The 20,856-nt window shown below is 61.9% G+C and carries 12 protein-coding genes and 2 tRNA genes; 4 read left to right on the forward strand and 10 right to left on the reverse strand.

All coding sequences use genetic code 11. The features are described 5' to 3' along the window. Positions 1 to 33 precede the first annotated feature (33 nt). Positions 34 to 846, reverse strand: a complete 813-nt coding sequence (locus tag CDV44_RS00480) for a TonB family protein (protein ID WP_087686251.1) — start codon at positions 844 to 846, stop codon at positions 34 to 36. After that, on the reverse strand, positions 846 to 1,256 hold the full coding sequence (locus CDV44_RS00485) for a biopolymer transporter ExbD (protein ID WP_058376287.1): 411 nt from the start codon (positions 1,254 to 1,256) through the stop codon (positions 846 to 848). The genes CDV44_RS00480 and CDV44_RS00485 overlap by 1 nt, the downstream gene beginning before the upstream one ends. A 373-nt stretch (positions 1,257 to 1,629) precedes the next feature. Here CDV44_RS00485 and CDV44_RS00490 point away from each other — a divergent pair, with 373 nt between their 5' ends. Beyond that, on the forward strand, positions 1,630 to 2,853 hold the full coding sequence (locus CDV44_RS00490; RefSeq protein WP_087686252.1) for a phospholipase D-like domain-containing protein: 1,224 nt from the start codon (positions 1,630 to 1,632) through the stop codon (positions 2,851 to 2,853). 10 nt (positions 2,854 to 2,863) lie between these two features. Continuing rightward, a complete protein-coding gene (locus CDV44_RS00495) occupies positions 2,864 to 4,471 on the forward strand; it encodes an alkaline phosphatase (RefSeq protein ID WP_170935811.1) in 1,608 nt (535 codons plus the stop codon). Between the two features lie 145 nt (positions 4,472 to 4,616). Here the strand turns inward: CDV44_RS00495 and CDV44_RS00500 are convergent. The 3 genes from CDV44_RS00500 to CDV44_RS00510 all read right to left on the reverse strand — a co-directional run bounded on the left by CDV44_RS00500 (position 4,617) and on the right by CDV44_RS00510 (position 6,751). Beyond that, positions 4,617 to 4,692 (reverse strand) — tRNA-Glu (locus CDV44_RS00500). A gap of 17 nt (positions 4,693 to 4,709) precedes the next feature. Continuing rightward, positions 4,710 to 4,785: transfer RNA gene (locus CDV44_RS00505), tRNA-Ala, on the reverse strand. A 58-nt stretch (positions 4,786 to 4,843) separates the two neighbouring features. Then, entirely contained in the window at positions 4,844 to 6,751 is a 1,908-nt protein-coding gene (locus CDV44_RS00510; RefSeq protein WP_087686253.1) for a sigma-54-dependent Fis family transcriptional regulator, read from the reverse strand. Between the two features lie 340 nt (positions 6,752 to 7,091). Between CDV44_RS00510 and CDV44_RS00515 the strand changes: the two genes are divergently transcribed. Continuing rightward, positions 7,092 to 8,612 carry an aldehyde dehydrogenase family protein gene (locus CDV44_RS00515; RefSeq protein ID WP_087686254.1) on the forward strand — a complete coding sequence of 507 codons (1,521 nt, stop codon included), beginning with the start codon at positions 7,092 to 7,094 and terminating at the stop codon, positions 8,610 to 8,612. Between the two features lie 231 nt (positions 8,613 to 8,843). Beyond that, positions 8,844 to 9,992, forward strand: coding sequence for an L-threonine dehydrogenase (gene yiaY / locus CDV44_RS00520; RefSeq protein WP_087686255.1), 1,149 nt, complete (start codon positions 8,844 to 8,846; stop codon positions 9,990 to 9,992). 147 nt (positions 9,993 to 10,139) lie between these two features. Here the strand turns inward: yiaY and CDV44_RS28640 are convergent, their stop codons facing one another. From CDV44_RS28640 to CDV44_RS00550, 5 genes are all read right to left on the reverse strand, one after another. Beyond that, positions 10,140 to 14,291 carry an autotransporter outer membrane beta-barrel domain-containing protein gene (locus tag CDV44_RS28640; RefSeq protein WP_170935812.1) on the reverse strand — a complete coding sequence of 1,384 codons (4,152 nt, stop codon included), beginning with the start codon at positions 14,289 to 14,291 and terminating at the stop codon, positions 10,140 to 10,142. Positions 14,292 to 15,393: 1,102 nt separating this feature from the next. Then, positions 15,394 to 16,335 carry a COG2958 family protein gene (locus CDV44_RS00535; protein WP_087686257.1) on the reverse strand — a complete coding sequence of 314 codons (942 nt, stop codon included), beginning with the start codon at positions 16,333 to 16,335 and terminating at the stop codon, positions 15,394 to 15,396. A gap of 26 nt (positions 16,336 to 16,361) precedes the next feature. Beyond that, a complete protein-coding gene (locus tag CDV44_RS00540) occupies positions 16,362 to 17,720 on the reverse strand; it encodes an McrC family protein (protein WP_087686258.1) in 1,359 nt (452 codons plus the stop codon). Further along, positions 17,720 to 20,104 (reverse strand): McrB family protein, encoded by a 2,385-nt coding sequence (locus tag CDV44_RS00545; protein WP_087686259.1) that lies wholly within the window; start codon positions 20,102 to 20,104, stop codon positions 17,720 to 17,722. The genes CDV44_RS00540 and CDV44_RS00545 overlap by 1 nt, the downstream gene beginning before the upstream one ends. Before the next feature lie 6 nt (positions 20,105 to 20,110). After that, a complete protein-coding gene (locus CDV44_RS00550; RefSeq protein WP_249277355.1) occupies positions 20,111 to 20,743 on the reverse strand; it encodes a M48 family metallopeptidase in 633 nt (210 codons plus the stop codon). Positions 20,744 to 20,856 lie beyond the last annotated feature (113 nt).

A 20,856-nucleotide genomic window follows, 5' to 3' on the forward strand; every position in this document is an offset into this window, starting at 1 on the left:
GCAACGGGACTTCTGTGTTGCCTGGGTCGCTCCTCAGCTATTGCTCGGGAGCTGGTAATCGAGCTTCATGCAGAACCTGTGTTGCGCCTGGCCTGCGAAATGGGTGTCCTGAAATGCCGGGTACGTGGTGCCCTCGACGAGTCGCGTGGCCGTGTTGTCGAGCAGCAGCGAGCCCGAGCCGTTGGTCAGGTTCACGTCCTTCACCTTGCCGCTGCGATCGAGCATCACGCACAACTCGACCGTCCCCGTGGGCTTCTCGGTCATGGCCTGACGGCTCGTCGGATACTTTTTTCGCGACTCCACCAGCGCGCGCAACGACCGCTCGTACTCACGGTCGGGGTCGCCCTTGCTCGGTGCCGCTGCCTTCTGTACGGGCTTCGACTCAGCGGTCGGCGTCGACGGTGCGGCGTTGGTCGCGGTGTTAGCCGTCGGCGTCGCGCTTGACGTCGCCGGTGCGCTGTCGGCGACTGGCTGCGGTGTCGGCGTTGGCGTCGGTGTGGGTTGCGGCGCCGGTTGAGGACGCGGCTGCGGCTGAGGTTGCGGCTTCGGCTCGGGCTTCGGTTCGGGCTTGGGCTCAGGCTTCGGCTGAGACTTCGGTTCCGGCTTGGGCTGAGGCAGCGGCTCTGCCTTCGGCTGCGGTTGCGGCTCGGGCGGCGGTGGCGCGAGATCGATTTCGGTGAGCACTTCTGCCTGCTTCTCGCCTGGCGGCGGCGTCAGCGCTCGCAGGCTCGGACCGACCGTGGCCGCAAGTGCGAGCAACAGCGTCAACCCGCCCGCCACCCAGTCGCGGCGGCGATAGATCGGCGTGGGCATCCAGAAAGCTGGGGTGGCGTTCGTCGCAGTCATTACGATTTCGCTCGCGTGGCGATCGAGATTTTGCTCACCGACGCTGCCTTCAACGCATCCATGACGTCGATCACACGTTGCATCAACGTGCCTTCATCGGTCTTGAGCGTGACTTGCGCCTTCTCGACGTCGCCGGCCTTCTCCTTCACGCGTGCGCCGAGCGCTTCGAGCGTGGTGTCGGCACCGTCGACCTGCAATGCGCCATCGCGCGTGATGGTCACGACGACGGGCTTCTCGGGATTGACCTGCGCGGCGCTCGACGACTGCGGCAACGTAGTCGACAGGCCGCGCGACGGGATCACGTTGATGCTGAGCAACACGAAGAAGACGAGCAGGAACATCATCACGTCGATCATCGGAATGATCTCGATGCGCGCGTGCCGTTTGGGGGGATCTTCGAAGTGAATCATGGCGACGTCCGGAAAAAAGAAACCGGATTATTTTGGACGTCGATGAAATTTCCGTGACGAATCGGCACAAATGCGATGCTGATTCCGTCAGACGTTGCGTTTACCCCGTAACCGCAAAATATATTTCCTACGTGTAATAAAGTTTAACAATTGACGAATATCCTGCCGTGTAAACCACAGGAAGCCAACGCGCTACACGAGCGTAAAACCCCTTGAAACAAGGTGTTTTCGCGATGTGACGCAGGCAGTTTTTGAAGGCACATATGTCAATGCATATGTTAGATATACGATGCCATCGCAGAACTGTCACATAAGGATTTCCGTGCGAAAGCTTTGCTCCACACACGAACACGACACGTCATTCGAGGAAGTCATGCGTCACACGTTTGCCGCGCTCACGCTAGCGCTGAGCAGCATCGCTCCGCTATGCGCTGCGCCCGCACCCTTCACCATTCCCGGCTTTGAACTCGTGCACACCGCACCCGTTGGCGCCGGTGCCGACAGCGACGATCTGCGCGATTCCGTCACCGTCTGGACCGACATGTTCGATCGCGCAAAGACGTCGATCGACTTCGGTCAGTTCTACGTCTCGGGTGAGCGCGGCAGCCGCATGGACACGGTGCTCGATCATCTCGAAGCCGCAGGCAAGCGCGGCGTGAAGATTCGCTTTCTGATGGAAGCCAAGGGCGAGCGCATGTCGGACGAAGCGACGCTCGCGCGCGTCAAACAGATTCCCAATCTCGAGTTCCGCATGCTGGACTTCTCGAAAGTCGGCGGCGGCATCATTCACGCGAAGTACTTCATCGTCGATCGACGCGAGGGCTTCGTCGGCAGCCAGAACTTCGACTGGCGCGCGCTCGAACACATCGACGAGACCGGCGTGCGCGTGAGCGACGCGAAGATCGTCGCGCAGATGCAAGGCATCTTCGAGCAGGACTGGGAAGCGCAAGCCGCGCTGGCGAGCGGCGGACAACCGACGGTGCGCAATCGCGATGTCGTGCCCGCCGATCTCGCACAGTCGTCGTTCCTCGTCGCGAGCCCGAATGCGTACAACCCGCCGGGCGTCGGCGATTCGCAGACTGCCCTGCCCGCGCTCATCGGGCAGGCGAAGCAGAGCGTGCAGATTCAGTTGATGGATTACGCACCACTTTCGTTCGGTGAGAAGGGCAAGCGCCCGTACTACGGCGTGATCGACACGGCGTTGCGCACGGCGGCTGCACGCGGCGTGAAGGTGCAGATGCTGATCTCGAACTGGAACCTGAAGCGCCCTGATGTTGCGTATCTGAAGAGCCTTGCGCTGGTGCCCAATGTCGAGCTGCGTGTGGTGACGGTGCCGCCTGCCTCAAGCGGTTTCATTCCCTATGCGCGCGTGGTGCACAGCAAGACGATGGTCATCGACGGCGAGCTGGCTTGGGTCGGCACGAGCAACTGGACCGGCGGCTACTTCGACAACTCGCGCAATCTCGAAGTGGTGATGCGCGACGCGAAGATGGCGCAGCGTATCGCCCAATTGCAGCGCACGTGGTGGAATTCGCCGCATACGGCCCCGATCGACGTGTCGCGCGATTACCCTGTGCCGCACCCGGGCACACCGTGAGTGACGCATCATGATGCCGGTCGATATTGCTTCGCCCGATCGCGCACGCCGCACGCTGCTCAAGGGCGCGGGTGCCCTCGTCGCCGTGCCGCTGCTCGGTCCGTTCTCGCGGGCGCTCGCTGCTAATTCAAGCGATCCGTTCACGTTGGGTGTGGCCTCTGGCGACCCGGTGTCCGATGGCTTCGTGCTGTGGACGCGCCTCGCGCCCGCGCCCATTTCGCCCGACGGTCAGGGCGGCATGGCCGGCATGCCGGCGCAGGTGCCCGTGCAGTGGGAGATCGCCAGCGACGAGGCCATGCGTGACGTGGTGCGTCGTGGCGTCGCCTATGCACCGGCAGTGTTCGCCTACAGCGTGCACGTCGAGGTGAGCGGCCTCGCGCCGCATCGACCGTACTGGTATCGCTTTACGGCACTCGGCGCACAAAGCCCGGTGGGACGCGCTGTCACCGCACCGCTCGCCAACGCGCCGGTGGATCGTCTTCGCTTTTCGTTTGCATCGTGCTCGCACTGGGAGCTGGGGTATTTCAGCGCCTATCGTCACATGGCGCAGGAGAACCCCGATCTCGTCATCTTCCTCGGCGACTACATCTACGACTATTCGAACGATCAGAAGAAGAAGGATGCCAAGCCGATCGTGCGCGCGCACGACGGCCCGGATGCGAAGGATCTCATCGGGTATCGCAATCGCTACGCGTTGTACCGCACCGACCCCGATCTGCAAATGCTGCACGCCGCCGCGCCGAGTCTGATGACGTGGGACGACCACGAAGTCGAAAACGACTACGCCAACGCGTGGTCGCAGAAGGTCGACGTCTCGGCCACGGACTTTCTGAAGCGGCGGGCAGCCGCCTATCAGGCGTATTACGAGCACATGCCGCTACGTGCGATGTCGATTCCGCGCGGGCCCGATATGCGCGTGTACGACCGTATCGGGTACGGCGCGCTCGTCGACTTCCACGTGCTCGACGGACGCCAGTACCGCACGCCGCAACCCTGCGCATTACCGAACACTCGCGGTGGCCATGTCACGCCCGACAGTTGCACCGAGCGCACCGAAGCGCGCCGCACCATGCTCGGCTTCGAGCAGGAAGCGTGGCTGGCCGATGGATTTCGGCAATCGCGTGCGCAATGGAATGTGATCGCACAGGATCTGCTGTTCGTGCCGCTCACGCAGAAGGATCGCAAGACCGGTGTCGTCGGCCATTGGACCGACGGCTGGGACGGTTATCCGGCGACACGGGATCGCATGTTGCAGGCGATGACGCAGTCGCGCCCGAACAATCCTGTGCTCATCGGTGGCGATATCCACTCGTACTGGACGAACGACGTGCATGCGAACGCGCGTCCCGATTCGCCGGTGATTGCGACGGAGTTCGTCGGCACGTCGATCACGGCGAATCCGCCGCCGTACGAGGCATTTGCCGAGATGCTGCCGGAGAATCCGCACGTGAAGTACTTCGAGAGCCGGCATCGCGGTTATGTATCCGTCGATCTGACGCCGCAGCGGATGCAAACGCGCTTTCAGGTGATCTCGGACCGGGCCGACAAACAGGCGGCAGTCTCGACGTTGAAGCAGTTTGTGGTGGAATCGGGCGTACCCGGCGCGAAGGTGGTTTGACGTTACCGTTGCCCGTGTTGCCACAGTGATGCGTTAACGCAAAAGGCCGGATGTCGTTGAAGACATCCGGCCTTTGTTCATGCGATTCGTCGAATCTGACGCCGACGCGGTATCGATGTGTTGCTGCCACATCGACGCCGTTAGATGGCGTCCCCTAGGGGATTCGAACCCCTGTACTCACCGTGAAAGGGTGATGTCCTAGGCCTCTAGACGAAGGGGACAAAAACAGTCATTCGTTTGGTGGAGGTAAGCGGGATCGAACCGCTGACCTCTTGCATGCCATGCAAGCGCTCTCCCAGCTGAGCTATACCCCCGCGCGAAGAGGCGTGACTATAGCGTGTTTGACGGCGTCGGGCAACTGGTTTTGACCGGCTAGCGCAATAAGCCGAACCGCTTCAGCTTCCGGTACAGCGTGTTGCGGCTCACGCCAAGCTTGCGCGCCGCCGCGCTCACCTGCCCCTGACAGGCATCGAGTGTCTCGCGCAACGCCTGCCGTTCCGCCGCTTCGAGCGGGGCCTCGCGGGGCGCATCGCCATCGACGGCCTGCGCCTGTCGCACTTCGCCGGGCAGATCCTCTGCGTTGATGACGCCGTCGTCGCTCAGCGCCACCAGTGTGCGGATCACGCTGCGCATCTGCCGCACGTTGCCGGGCCAGTCGAAAGCACATAGGGCTTCGCGCGCGGCGTCTGTCACGACCACGCGATTGTCTGCCTGCGTCTGACTCAACAACCGCTGGATCAGATCGAGTTTGTCGTCGCGCTCGCGCAGCGGCGGCACCACGACGGCCAGCCCACTGAGGCGATAGAACAGGTCTTCACGGAATTGCCGCTCGACGATGCGCGCCTCCAGATCCTGATGCGTCGCGCTGAGCACGCGGATATCGAGCGCCACCGGTTCTCCGCCGCCTAACGGCAACACCTCGCGCTCCTCCAGCACGCGCAACAGCCGCGTCTGCATCGCAAACGGCATGTCGCCGATTTCATCGAGGAACAGCGTGCCGCCGTTGGCTTGCCAGAGCTTGCCGCTCATGCCCTCCTTGCGCGCCCCCGTGAAGCTGCCGCCCACGTAGCCGAACAATTCGCTCTCGATCAGCGCTTCGGGAATGGCCGCACAGTTCAGCGCGACAAACGGGCCGTTCGCGCGCGCACTGGCCGCATGCACGGCGCGGGCGAAGACTTCTTTCCCGCTGCCGGTTTCGCCACGAATCAGCACCGGCACGTCGTGCGCGAAAACACGGCAGGCACGCGAGAATTCGCGTACCAGATGTGCGTCGGTGAAGGGCGCGACGTTTGTGTCCTGACGCGGTGCGGGTTGCGACGGCATGCGTGGCGTTGGCCGCGCGGCCCGTTCGGGCGCGCGCAACATCGCCAGCAACGCCTCACCTGCTTGCGTGCGAACCGGCCAGCAAGTCTGCGGTTGCGGGTGCGCACGCGCCATCAGTGCATCGAGCGATTGCGCAAACCACTGGTCAACCCGCGTGCCGATGATGTCGTCACGCGTGACGCCCAGACGATTCAATGCACTCTGATTCGCGGCAAGCACGCGGCCGTTGTCGTCAAAGGCCAGCAACGCCTGCGCGAACCCGCCCAGATGGTCGGCTTGCTCCTGCAATTGCAGCAGCCATTCGTCGCGATAGTGCAGAAAGAAGTATTCGCTCTCGACCACCTTCGCGCTGAGATTGACGAGCGCGAGTGTGTGGAACTGGCTTTGCCTTGTGACGTCCGCACTGGTCGACGACACGTCGATCACGGCGAGCAATTCGCCGTGCGGCGCGAACACCGGACTGGCCGTGCAGGTGAGCGGCGTATGCAGCGCGCGGAAGTGGTCCTGCTGGCAGATGATCACGGGGGCCCGTTCGACCACGCACGTGCCGATCCCGTTGGTGCCCTCGCACGATTCGCTCCAGTCGGCGCCGGGCCGCAGGCCGGCACGCAGGAAGTCGTCGCGCGTGCCGTCATGCAACTGACAGTCGACGATCACACCTTCCGGGTCGGTCAGCAGCACCGCCTGGCGCGGATTCATCAACTGGCGTTGCAGACGCTCCAGCACGTGCGCCGATACATGCCGCAGTTGCTCCATCGCGTTACGCCGCTCGGTCAGTTGTGACGATCCGATGACATGCGGCGCCATGCGCGCGCCCGGGTCGAGATCGTGCGTGTCGAGACAGCGGCGCCAGGAGCTGGCAATACTCGGGTCGGTCGCCGCCGCGACGGCGGGCAGGTGACCTTGTACAACATTCAGCACACGGCGCGCGTGTGCTGATTCTGTATTCGCTGGCATTGGTTGTCTCCCCGTGCCGGATGACCTTGAAGTCGTCCCCGAAGCATGTCGCAAGCCGCAGGTGATTGCAATGAGGTATGTCAGCCATGCCCGTGGCCGGTTCGCGACCCCGCCTATCGGCAGCGCGATGCCATTAGCCATCAGTGTCACGGCGGTCGCGCGCCCGGTGTCCCGCCCGCGAGACAAGGGGTGACACACGTGTCACGGTTTCGGCGCATCGGCGAGCGCGGCTCACGCGTGTCATGCCCGTCAGGCAACGATCTGCCGGGCTGGCCCGCGACTTGCTTACCGACGTGCGTGGCCTCGATGCCACCGACACGACAATATCCGGAGACACAACATGCGTTATGCCCCGCCCGGCACCCCCGGTGCCCTGCTGACCTTGCAGCCGCGTTACGAAAACTACATCGGCGGCAAGTTCGTCCCGCCCGTCGAAGGACGCTACTTCACCAACACGTCGCCGGTGACGGGGGGAGTCATCGGTGAGTTTCCGCGCTCCGGTGGCGCCGACATCGAACTGGCACTCGACGCGGCCCACGCTGCTGCGGCGAAATGGGGCAAAACGCCGGTGCAGGCGCGCTCGCGCATTCTGCTGCAAATTGCCGACCGGCTCGAAGCCAATCTGGAGAAATTCGCCGTCGCCGAGACGTGGGACAACGGCAAACCGGTGCGCGAGACGCTCGCTGCCGACATGCCGCTGGCCGTCGATCACTTCCGGTATTTCGCCGGTTGCATTCGCGCACAGGAAGGCACCAGCGCCGAGATCGACGAGCACACGGCCGCTTATCACTTCCATGAGCCGCTGGGCGTCGTCGGCCAGATCATTCCGTGGAATTTCCCGTTGCTGATGGCCGCGTGGAAACTCGCGCCTGCCCTCGCTGCGGGCAATTGCGTGGTGCTCAAACCTGCCGAGCAGACGCCGCTCACCATCACGCTGTTCGCCGAGCTGATCGGCGACCTGCTGCCGCCGGGCGTGCTCAACATCGTGCAGGGTTTCGGGCGCGAAGCGGGTGAAGCGCTGGCGTCGAGCCGTCGCATTGCCAAGATCGCCTTTACCGGGTCGACGCCGGTCGGCGGACACATTCTGTCGCGCGCGGCCGCCAACCTGATTCCGAGCACGGTCGAGCTGGGCGGCAAGTCGCCGAACATCTTCTTTGACGACATCATGCGTGGCGAGCCGGAGTTCATCGAGAAGGCCGCTGAAGGGCTCGTGCTGGGATTTCTGAATCAGGGAGAGGTGTGCACCTGCCCGTCGCGCGCGCTGGTGCAGGAATCGATCTATGAGCCGTTCATGGAAGTGGTGATGACCAAGGTCGCCCGCATCAAGCGCGGCGATCCGCTCGATACCGATACGGCGGTCGGCGCGCAAGCATCGGAGCAGCAGTTCGACAAGATCCTGACGTATCTGGATCTCGCTCGCAAGGAAGGCGCTCAGGTGTTGACCGGTGGCGGTATCGAGATGCTCGACGGGCCGCTTGCGTCCGGGTTCTACATTCAGCCGACGCTGCTCAAGGGCGAGAACCGCATGCGCGTGTTTCAGGAAGAAATCTTCGGGCCCGTGGTCGGTATCACCACGTTCAAGGACGAAGCCGAAGCGCTCGCGATTGCCAACGACACCGAGTTCGGTCTGGGCGCGGGTGTATGGACACGCGACATCAACCGCGCCTATCGCATGGGCCGCGCGATTCAGGCCGGTCGCGTGTGGACGAACTGCTATCACCTGTATCCCGCGCACGCCGCGTTTGGCGGCTACAAGAAGTCGGGCATCGGGCGCGAAACTCACAAGATGATGCTCGATCACTACCAGCAGACCAAGAATCTGCTGGTGAGCTACGACATTCATCCGCTGGGTTTCTTCTAAGCATTCGCAGGCATTGTTAAGCCCGATTTGTAGAGTCCTTCGACGCTTTGTGCATTTGCGTCCCTGTTTGCCGCAGATCAAAGACGCGGCCCGCCGATAGGCGGAAGCTGTCTTTAATGCCTGCGAGAAGATCCCGCATTCCCCCCTGCGACGACGCGACCGGCAGTGTTGAATTTGCCGGCCGCGTGGTCGTGGTGCGCCCCTCACAGAACAGATATAAGGAGCATAACCATGAGCACGACTTTCTTCATTCCCGCCGTCAACATGATGGGCATCGGCAGCCTCGACGAAGCGATTGCCGCCCTGCCTCAATACCATTTCCGTCGTGCGTTGATCGTGACCGACGCTGGCCTCGCCAAGGCCGGTGTCGCCGAGAAAGTGGCAAAGCTGCTCACGCAACAGGACATTCAGGCGGTGATCTTCGACGGCGCCAAACCCAACCCGACGGTGTCGAACGTGGAAGCGGGTCTCGCGCTGCTCAAGCAGAACCATTGCGACTTTGTGATCTCGCTGGGCGGCGGCTCGCCGCACGACTGCGCGAAGGGGATTGCGCTGTGCGCGTCCAACGGCGGCAAGATTGCGGATTACGAGGGCGTGGACCGGTCGGCAAAGCCGCAGTTGCCGCTGATCGCGATCAACACCACAGCAGGCACCGCGAGCGAAATGACGCGGTTCTGCATCATCACGGACGAGGCACGTCACGTGAAGATGGCGATTGTCGATCGCAACGTCACGCCGTTGTTGTCGGTCAATGACCCGGCACTGATGGCGGCGATGCCCAAGGGGCTCACCGCCGCCACGGGTATGGACGCGCTGACGCATGCGACCGAGGCGTATGTCTCGACGGCTGCCACGCCGATCACCGACGCGTGCGCACTCAAGGCCGTGACGCTGATTTCAGAAAATCTGCGTCGTGCGGTGTCGCATGGCGACGATATGACGGCACGCGAAAACATGGCGTATGCGCAGTTCCTCGCGGGGATGGCATTCAACAATGCCTCGCTGGGCTACGTGCATGCGATGGCGCATCAGTTGGGCGGTTTCTATGACCTGCCGCACGGTGTGTGCAACGCGATTCTGCTGCCGCACGTGGAAGAGTTCAACGCGAGCGTCAGCGCCGCACGCCTGAAAGATATCGCGCAAGCCATGGGCGAGAAGGTCGACGGGCTGAGCGATGCGGAAGGGGCGAAGGTGGCGATTGCTGCGATTCGCCGTCTCTCGAAAGACATCGGCATCCCTGCCGGTCTGACGGAGTTGGGTGCGAAGAAGGAAGATATCCCGACGCTGGCCGCGAATGCGATGCAGGATGCCTGCGGATTTACGAATCCGCGTCGCGCCGAGCAAGCGGAGATCGAGGAGATTTTCGCGCGGGCGTTTTAACGGGTAGCGCGATTCGGACGAGTCTCGCCCGGCGCATGATCGGGTGATCATCGTCCGGATATATCTTGATGAAAAAAAGGGAGCCGCGAAATCGCGGCTCCTTTTTTATGCTTCGGATGACTTAGCAATCAGAATGTCTGAACAGCACTACCAGCTCAGACGGACCCCGGCATTGCCTTCCGCCGTGCTCCGGTGCGAGCCGCCCAGATTGAACCAGTAGCCGCCCGTCAGGTAGAGACTGACACGTTGATTCAGCTTGGCATAAACGCCAGCGCCCACGTGCCCTTGTGTCGACCCGACTGACGAATCGATCTTGGTGGTGTCGGAGAAGTTCACGGTGTCGGTGCCGCCGAAGTAGCGCAGCACGTCCAGACGCAGATACGGTTTCCAGTTGATGCCATTCGCCTGAAACTGCGTCTGAAGTCGCAAACCGAGCCGCCCGATCAGTTCGTTGGCGCTCTTGAACGACACGGTCGCCGCCGGATCGGTCAGGTCGTTGATGTGCGTGTACTGATAGATCAACTGGGCTTGCGGTTCGAGCGACAAGCCGTAGGGCAGCGGCAACGGCAGCCCGCCTTCCAGCGACGCCGTGAACGCATTCGCCCGTGTCGTTGCGGTATTGCCTTGCAGCGACGACGGATTCACCGACATGGTCGAGCCCATCAACACAGTGTCGACATACCAACCGCTCGGTGCGATACGTGTCCAGTAGGCGCCAAGGCTGTAAGAGTTGATGGCGAGGCTGCCGGCGGCCAGATCCTGCGTGGCCAATGCGAAGCCCTTCACGTCGCCACTGCCTCGGGCGAAGCCGAAGAAGAGACCGGCGTGGTCGCGGTAGCCGCTATCGGTCGTGTTCGAATAGACGTCCTGCCCGACCTGCAACCCGAAGATCGTGCCGCTGAACGACTGATTCACCGTACCCGTGTGGTCTTGAGACATATGGTCGCCCCACACACGGCCCCAGCCACCGCCCCACTTGCCGTTTTCATCCAGCAGGTCCTGCCCGCCCATACGGTCGTGGAACGTGCCGATCTGCTGCACGGCGATCTCGCGCGCCAACGCCGAAATCTGCGAGTAGACCGGGACTTCGGTTCGATACAGCGGCGTTTCGGGATCGACGGGCGGGACGGGCACGATCGGGTCGATCGGCGGACGGGTCGGGTCGAGCGTGGTCGAGCGCAGATACCAGTTGTCTTGCGTGCCGGGGGTAATGCCACCGCGGTACAGGTAGTAGGTATAAGCGCCTGCATTCGCCGTGCCGCCGGTAAATGCCGAGCCCGCCGTTGACGCCCCGTTCACCGTCTGCACGACCTGAATACCGTCACCGGTGGTTTGCCCGCCCTTGCCACCCGCGTTGGCGATCTTCAGCGTCGTGCTGCCGGTCGCCGTTCCGCCATTGATGATGATCTTGTCGGTCGGAGAATTGTCGGTGCCCAGTTGCGTGCGAAGCGATGCCGTCGCTTGCTGGCCGACGTAGTTACCTGCGACGGTCAGCGTGTTGCCGACGCCCGGGCCTGCCAATTGAAGCAGCGCGGCGTTGGTGAACGTGCCGTTGACCGTCAGGTTGCCCGTGGCACCGGAGGCAAAACCCGGCGTGGCGTTGGCAACTGCGACGGTGCCGTTGTTCTGCACTGAACCCGTGACGCTGCCGTAGCCGCCCAGCGTTGCGCCACTGGCTACCGTGACCGCGCCGCCACCGGAGAGCGCCGCCCCAGAGGACGTGGGATCGCCCACGGCCAGTACCCCGGCATTGATGCTCGTTCCCCCCGTGTAGGTGCTGTTGCCGTTGAGCACGAGCGACCCGGCGCCGATCTTGGTCAGTGCCCCGGTGCCGGTGATGCCCTGCGTGATCGTCGAGTTGAACCCGTTCGTATCGATCGTGCCGCCGGCGGTATCGAGTGCGACTGCACGACCGGCAGCGAGATTGAAACTCGCGCCGAGTTGCAACGTGCCGCCGTTGAACGTCAGCGCGCCGCCGGGGGCACCAAGGCTGCTGTCTTGGCTAACGACCAGCGTCCCGGCGTAGAGCGTCCACGGCGTGAGTGCGGTGGTACTGCCGGTGAGTGTCCAGACACTGGTGCCCGTCTTATGGAAGGCCGAGAAACCTTGGTACTGTGCTGTCGGACCGATCAGCGACGTATTGAAACTGCTGTTGGCATTGCCGCCGAGGATGAACGTGTTGGTGCCGACATTCGCGTCGACGGTGCCGGTGATGGCAGACCCGGCGCGCAGTTCGAGCGAATTGGTGCCGGCACTGAATTGAATGGCGTCGGCGACGGTGCCGTCCGCACCGGTGCCGCCGGTGATGGTGCCGCTATTAATCACCGCCACGTTCTGGCCCTGCACACCGATCCCACCCGCGCCTGATGCACCAGCGGTACCGCCGGTCCCGCCCGCACCGCCAGCGCCGCCGCTGATCGAGCCCGTATTCGTGATAGTGCCGCCGTTGTTGGTCACCAACACACCTGCGCCACCGGCGCCGCCCGCACCGCCAACACTACTGGTGCCGCCGCCACCGCCCCGGTTGCCAACACCGCCGGTAATCGTGCCGGCGTTATTCATGGAGCCTCCGGCGGTGACTACCACCCCGGCACCACCGCCACCGCCTGCGCCGCCCGCCGATGTGGCGTTCCCGCCGCCGCCGCCGGTACCGCCATCGCCGCCGGTAATCTTGCCGCTGGTGGCGTTGGTCACCGTCCCGGTCCCGGCGACGCGTACACCCGCACCGCCTACGTCACCATGACCACCGGTTGTGTTAGCGCCGTTGCCGCCATTGCCGCCATCGCCACCCGTGACGACACCGGAATTGCTGACAGTCCCGTTGCCGCTGAGGGAAATGCCGTCGCCGCCCACGCCGCCTCCGCCGCCGCCGCCCGCACTGTCGTCACCGCCTTGACCGCCCTTGATGACACCGGTCGACGCGTTGGTGACCGTTCCGGCGCCCACGAGGCTGACCCCGTTGCCGCCGGCCGCCGCCTCACCGCCCACGCCGGTCCCTGTACTGTTGCCAGCGCCGCCGCCGCGATTGCCCACGCCACCGAGGATAGTGCCGGCGTTCGTCACGACGCCGCCGCCGTTGAGCCGGACACCGTCGCCGCCCTGCCCGCCGTCGGCGCCGACACCGCCGGTAACGGTACCGGTGCCTGTACCACCGACGAAGGTCGCGCTTTGTGCGCTGCCGCCACCGCCTGTGCCGCCGTTGCCGCCGACAATCGTGCCGGTCGTCTGGTTGTTGAGTCTGCCGCTGCCGTCGATGAGCACGCCGACGCCGCCCGCGCCACCGAGCCCGCCGTTGCCGGAAACCGCAAGGGCGCCAGTGGCGAGTGCGGCGCCGCCATTTTCCCCGTTGCCACCGTTACCGCCGGTGATCATGCCGCTATTCGTTACGGTACTGCCGCCGGAAAGGGTTGCCCCATTGCCGCCCACGCCCGCGTCGCCACCGCGTCCGCCATAGGGGACCACGGCACCGTTGGCGCTGACTGACCCGCTGCCGCCACCGTTGCCACCGGCACCGCCGGTGACAACGCCTGAGGTGCCGTTCACGAACGTGCCGCCTTGTGCCGAGACGACGGCGTCGCCGCCTGAGCCGCCTGCGCCGCCGTTCCCTGCGATGAAATTGGTGCCGTTGCCGCTGCCCGGAGAGGTCGCGTTGCCAAAGCTGCCGCCGCCACCGCCGTTACCGCCTTGGCCACCGACGACGGTGCCGGTGTTGGTGGATTGCTGGCTGGTGGTGAGTTGCACCCCGACGCCGCCTGCACCGCCGCCGCCGCCATTGCCGCCGCCGCCGGTACCCGTGCTGTCGGTGCCGCCACCGCCGCCGCCGTTACCACCGCGTCCGCCCGCGATCGCGCCGCTGTTGGTTTGTCCGCCGGGGAGCTCGATACCGACCCCGCCCGCGCCGCCACCGCCGCCGCCCGCGCCGTTGCCGAGTGCACCGGTGACGTTTGTCGCGCCGCCGGTGCCACCGGTACCGCCGGTGCCACCCGAAAGCCCGGGTACGCCGGAGCCGGCCTGACCTGCGTCACCATTGCCGCCACCGCCGCCACCGGTGCCACCCGCACCGCCATTGCCGCCACTGCCTGCGGCGCCCGTGCCATCCACGCTCCCGCCGCCACCGCCGTTGCCGCCGGTGCCGTTGGTATTGCTCGCATCCGTCCCGGCGCCACCGTTCGGTGCGCCGGCGCTACCGCCTGCGCAGGTAACACCCGGCGCGGCGGTGCAACCACCGGTGCCGCCTGCGGCGAACGCTTGTGACATCGGGAAGGTGACTAGCGCAGCGGCGCTGAGCGCGGCCGCCATTGCGGTGCGTACGGGAGATGCTGAAGGGGAGGATTGATGCGAGAGGTTTTGACTGGGTGCCACACTCATCCGCATTCGGACCGCGCGAGCGATAGCGGTGGGGGAATCGTTACGTTCGGTGCGGTCAATGCGATACGACATATCGGTTCGGCCTCCAACGTAGTTTGGATGAAAAAGTCTACCAAATTTCATTCCCTTACCGATACGTCATTTCATTCATATACAAACACTCGGATGCAGTCCGAATTTGTTTTTTCCTTTGATCGTTTTTCTTAAGATTCCAGTGATGGAAAGGCCTTAACTCCGCTAAATAGAGGCAAAAATGAACGCCGAGATTCGGCATGAATCATCAGGGCGTTGAGGCGACATGAGGTCTTGTAGGAAGGCGCCTACAGGGAATCCCCTCTCAGAATTGGCGGGTTGTCAGTTTCCATGCTCTGTAGTCCGAACGTTTATTCATATCGATAATATCGAATGATGTTCGGATTTTATTTTTGAAGGGAGTAATGCGACCGAGACTCCTACATCATTCGATGCAGGCGGAATATGTAGGTTAGATGTAGGGAGTGGCGACCATTGCGGCACACTTGATATTTGATTTAATCGAGGCTTAATTAGTGTGAAGACCAACGTTCTATTTTTTTGAGGTCCACAAAAGCAAAAGGCCCACATGCGAACATGTGGGCCTTGCTTGTTTGGTGCGGCTGCAGGAATGGAATTCCTCCGGCATATTCTTGACACACAAGGCTTTTAAAAATTCCAGGATTCCCCCATGCCCCCAAATGTGCCCCCCAATTCCCAGGAACACTTTGGTTCGATTGCCCACCCGCCTTCAACGCTCTAGCGGAACCAAGCACGGCTCGCGGCAACACCTGACTATTGGACGCAATAGTAGCGTATCAGACGGCGCTGGACGGACGAACTTACAGCTGCCGACTGGGGCATCGCCATCCTCCATGCATGGACCGGCGCGATCCAAGCCCTGTGGGCCGTCGTGCTGAACTTCTGGCCCATCGGACGCGTGTTCGACCGGGTGATACCGTGCCCCAGATTCCCGGGCCGCCATCGCCCTCGCGAATCGCTTCGAGAGATTCCACACAACTTACTCGGCCTCTTTGGGCACATCCCAGTCGGCCAGCCGCGCTTCGCCGGTCTGATAAAACTGCTTCACCAGTTTCACGTACCCCAGGAAGTCCTTGTTCTCGGTCGTCAGCCGGTTGGCAGTGTCCCAGTCGATCTCCCCGCGCTCTCTGGCCGGGATCAGAACCTGACTCTCGGACGAATTTTCGACATCCAGCTTGATCAAGCCAATGCCATGAGCCGCGAACAGCATACGCAGCTCCTTCAATGTGTCCTGCCCCTCAATCTCGGCAGCCACCAGGTAGCCAAAGTTGGACCACGATGAGTTCGAGACGGACTGGAAAAAGCACTCTCGGACGTTCGACCGGTTGATCAGAAGCTTGACCTCGAACGACCACAGCTTGGTGCGCTTGTCCGAATACTGATTGACGCAATCCTTGACCTCTTGGTGCCAGTCCGCGCCCAGGTCTTCCATGCCGACCAGATCCGGGTAGAGCCAGCGGTTGCCGTTGGGCCCACGCTTGTTGGTCGAGCGCTTCTCATCGATGCGTTTCGAGTACACCCCGAATTCTGCCCAAAGATAGCTGCTCAGCAACGGGTACAGGCCGTGCTCCCCGAGCTTGGTCTCGTCCTTGCCGACTGGAGCAATGACGCCAACGCTCTCCACCGCCGCGATCTCAGCGCTGTCCGACTTCTCTGAGAAGTAGTACTTTCGGGGGCGGCCTTCAGTCGTTTTCAGGTTGGGGTGCTTTTTCTGCAGGCGTGGGCGCTGCGAGCCGATCTCCGCCACCAATTGCTGTAGCAGGTCTGCGTCGGTATCCAACGCTGAGCTGCTGGCTTTTTTAGCGTGACACTCGTCCGGGAAGGTCGCGAAAATCCACTCAGCAATCTGTCGGGCCGAGAATTTCTCATCAGGATGCGCGGTCAGGTAGTCGACGACCGATTTGCCAAGATTAAGCGCCATTTTTCTATCTTCCGTCCGTATTGTTCTCAGGCCGGTACCGCATTGAAATCCTCGGCCTGGGTTGCGTTGCTGTTCTCCACGACAAAGATCGACTGCAGTTGCAAGAAAGCTGGCAGCTTCAGACTACGCTCCTTGAGGCAAAACGGCAGCACCCAAAGGCGCATCCCGCTGGCCTTCGGAAAATCAAATACAGGCAGGGGGTTGGCGAATGCATCCGTTTTTGGGTAGATCAAAACAACATCCCCAGTGCCGTCCAGATAACTCAGCCCATAAGCTTGCAACTGGTAAAAATCGCTCTGGGACAAACCGTATTTGTCCGTTCCGTTCGCCTTCAAACCATCAAGTAACTTCCACTTAGTGTCGAGCACCAGTAAATCTTGATCTGAATTTCGAATCAGCAAGTCCGGCTTCAACCGAAACCAATTCTGTTCGCGATGGCGAACCAGGTGGTGACTGCGTGCCTGAGTCTTCAAAATGAGAGGTGGTGTCAACTGCCGCGCAAGATGCTTGGCCACATACGCTTCAAAGACGGCCTCCATCGGAAACAACAATGATGGAGCTGTGTGGCGCCCCGAGCCCGTCAGCGGTGACTCCTCGTTCAAGATAAGGCGTGCCCAAGCAAGGGCATCAACGTAGTAGCCCATGCCTCTGTCCAGTCTCACCTGCTGGAAATCGATTCGTGTTTGCGTGGAAGGAGAAACGTCCGCAAAAACGAAATCCAGCTCTCGGGCCAGTTGCTGGTTGGCCTGCGTTCCTGTTAGAAGCAATGCGCGACGTAACGCCGCATGTATTAGTCGGTTTTCTGGTCGGTCCGTCGAAAACTCATCGTGCTCTGTGAAGAAGCGGTCTGCCCGGAACAGGTTCTGCCGCAAGTGTGGCGACATCAGGAGCTTGCCGCGCAAGGCAAACAAGTTGTCCTGACGCAGGCGATAGTCGCTCCGAAGCCCTCGCTTGACGATGTGCTCGACAGCGCACAGAAACTCGCTGATGAAAATTTCCAGTAGGGGCATCCGCGCCGCAAAAAGCAGGGCGCTATTGGTAAGGACATGCCGAAAGCCATGCAGACAGCACAGCATTTCAATCAGCAACTGGCGCGCCTCGACGGCACCGCCACCGATGGCCTTGCCTACTTTCGGCAGCACCTCTATCTGGTATCCGTCCGGCGCACGAATGACGCCGACAAAGCTGGTCACCTGAATGACACGACGCCCACGACGCTGGGCCCACCGCAGCCAGGCGGCATCTCCTGTGTCCGCAGCCCGCAGGCATTGCTCTTCGAGCCAACCAAATACGGTGGCCGGAACCAGGTGCACGCCATCGATACCCGAAAAGTCCGCCCCAGCTGCTGCCAATGCGTCAAATTCGTAAATCGTCAAGCCATTCATCAGGCTGGCAGCGTCTGGTAGATGCCAATGTAGGCATCCGGGTTGTTGAACGACGCGTCCCGAACCACGTAGCGCTGCTTGGTGGCAAAGGTGTCAAGGCCGTGATCGATGCCGAACAAGCTCGCCAGATCCTCTTCGTGATCCTGGCTCTCAATCACAAACCGAGCCGCCTCGGGCTTCTGGTTGTCTGCCAACACAAGACGGATTTTTTGCCAGTCTTCGAAAAAGTATTCCTCGAGCAAGGGGACAATGCGGTTACTGAAGACCTGTGACAACGCCACCAGTCTTTCATCGCCATCCGGCACCTGTGCAAGCGCTGTGAAGTAAGCATGGCCTATGCAGTGGTCGCGATCGTAGAGTGCCTCGACGCGCTGATTGATGACGGATAGCATTCGTGGAATGTCGATCACCTGCCCACCCAGTGTCACCCGAAGGCCAAAAAGTGGCGCACCCGCCTCATCTCGCGCATCTGGCAGAACAGGCACAAAGTCGAACCTGCGACGCAGCGCCGTATCAAGCAAGGCCAGCGACCGGTCCGCTGTGTTCATCGTGCCGATGATGTCAAGGTTGGTTGGTACCGAGAATGGTTCGCCAGAGTACGGCAACGTGACCGAGATTGCGTTTTCTGCCCCCTCCCGCTTGTCGGGTTCGATCAAAGTGATCAGTTCGCCGAAGATTTTGCTGATGTTGCCCCGATTGATCTCGTCGATGACCATGGCAAATCGCTGCTCCGGTGCGAGACGCGCCTTGCGGCAGAGATCCTTGAACGCGCCTGGGCGTATTTCGTACTTGATCGCACCAGAATCAGTATCGTCATCCAGCACCGGACGCAGGCCTTCCACGAACTCCTCATAGCCATACGACTGGTGGAACGTAACAAAGCTGTAGTGACGAAGGAATCCCGAAGACTCGGTGCCAGCTCGGTACTCCTTGACCAACGCAACGAGGTCGGCGCAGGCCTCTTCCCATTCACCGGCTAGTTGCCAAACAGACTCCTCACGCTTGTCGAATACCTGCGGGCTAAAGCGCAGCTTCTGTTTGACGGTCGCGGATTCGTCAACCGTGCGTTCCTGCAGCGTCGTCCAGATCGTCTGCCGCAAGTTGTCCTTGCGACCTTTGGTAATGGCGATGGCATCGATGAAGGGGTGCGCCAACAGCTGGCTGACATTCGCCTTGCCGCCCAGATCGACCAGGGCCAGGACAGCACCTTCCCACCACTTCAGCGGGGCAATCCTTTCAGCGACAAACTGGCCACGCCATTCCTCAGCAGACACCGAGGTCATTGCCTGCTCATAGTCCCGCCGCAGCAACTTGGATACTTCGTAAGTCTTGCCTGTCCCGGGCGGCCCGTAGTAAATGCGATTGAAGGCTTGCATGACGGCTGCATCTATCGGCGGCTCCTCGTCATCGGATTCCTCGTCGGACTCCGTGGGGTCATCCCGAAGTTGGTCAGGCCACAGAGCAGGGCGTTCGGTTTCCAATACCAACCAGTCGTCCAGGGCTTCGCGTTCGGCGACCAAGGCGGCTTCAATTTTCGCCACCAAATCATCAGTCAGTGGTTCCCGATTCAACTTGGGCACCGCACCAACTTCGCGTGTCCAGGAAATCTTTCGGGTGCGAGTGCCACGGATCACGCCGAGCACGGCGATCGCACGCTCACTGCCAGGGTTCTTGCGGCCAAAGCGAACCTGAATCCCTTTGCCCATGTGCCACCAATCCAGCCCGGCCGCGTGAACGGCTCTGGCCAGCCTGCAAAAGGTGGCTTTGTCCTGCGCCGTCCAAGAGGCCCGGAAGGTTTTGAAGGCGGGCTTGCCATCGAAGTGCTTGAGCAGATCTTCGTCGCTTAGCTTTTCCGCCAAATCCAGCTTGGTCACCACCTCGTCATAACGGACGCGGAATTTGCGAATGGCCTCTACGCTCCAATCGACCAATTCAGCCAGCGATGATTTGCCGAGCCCGTCCGAGGTCGGAAGCATGGCGACGATGGGCGAAGCGTTGTCATAGCGGCCCCGCAGCGCAAGGTAGTCACGACGCGCCGGGGCGCCATCTTCAAGCCCGACCGTATCGATCTTGACCACAAAGCCATCGTCAGCCCCAATCCCAACGGTATAAGCCAGTTCCTTCGGTGAATCCGCTGCAGGATAGATGCGCGCCCAGTTATACGGCAGGAAGGAATTCGCCTGACTGGTCGGGCGCTTGCGAACCTTGACCACCCCCGTCGGAAACAGCTTGGCCTTTACCTCGTTGGCCCACGCCTCGGTGACCTCGTAGGCCTTCTTCAATTCATCGTAGGCGCGGTTCTGCTCGGGGTTGGATTCGTCGCGCTTTTGGCCCTTCCACTTGTTCAGCAGCTTGAAGTGGTCACTGGTGAAATAGTCCGCCATGTTTTTCTATATCCCCTCAACATCAATTCCGTGTTCCGCCAGCCAGGCCCTTCGCTGCGCATAGTCGGGCATTGCGCGCTCAACGCGCAGCCAGAAGGCAGGGGTGTGGTGTGGCTCGTGCAGGTGGGCAATCTCGTGCACCACCACATATTCCGCGATACGGGCTGGCAGCAAGATGGCTTTCCAATGGAAGTACAGCCAGTCGCCCTTGCCGCAAGAACCCCAGCGATACCCAAGGTCCTGCACCTTCACGCCAGCCGGAGCCACCTCCATGCGTGACTGGTAGTCGGCCACGCGGCCCGACAGCCAAACACGGGCCCTTTCGCTATACCAGCGGATGAAGTGCTCCCGTGCGCCTGCCTGCGCATCGCGGCGCAGTGCAAAGCGGCCGTTCACCAGCTTCAAGGGCGTGTCTTGGTCATCGACCAATTTCAGTCGATGGCTGCGCCCCAGGTACAGGAAACCCTCACCACCGACGAACTCTTTACGCGGCACCTTGCGTTGCAACCGGTCCTTCTCGGCCAGCTTCGTGTAGATCCAGAAGCGCTTCTCGCTGACAAAGCCACGGAGTTGGTCGATGCCAACTTCTGGCGGCGCGCTCAGAACCAGCTCCCCAGTTCGTTCCACCGTGATTTGCATAGTCCGGCGCCTGGCACTGCGCCGTATCGTGAATTGCAAGTCGTCCACCTGGATGCAAGCCTCTGCCTCAAAAGAGGGGCTGTCCGTTTGATGGTCGGTAGATTTCAAGGGCG

The organism is Pandoraea sp. PE-S2R-1, from assembly GCF_002179865.1.
GTDB lineage: Bacteria > Pseudomonadota > Gammaproteobacteria > Burkholderiales > Burkholderiaceae > Pandoraea.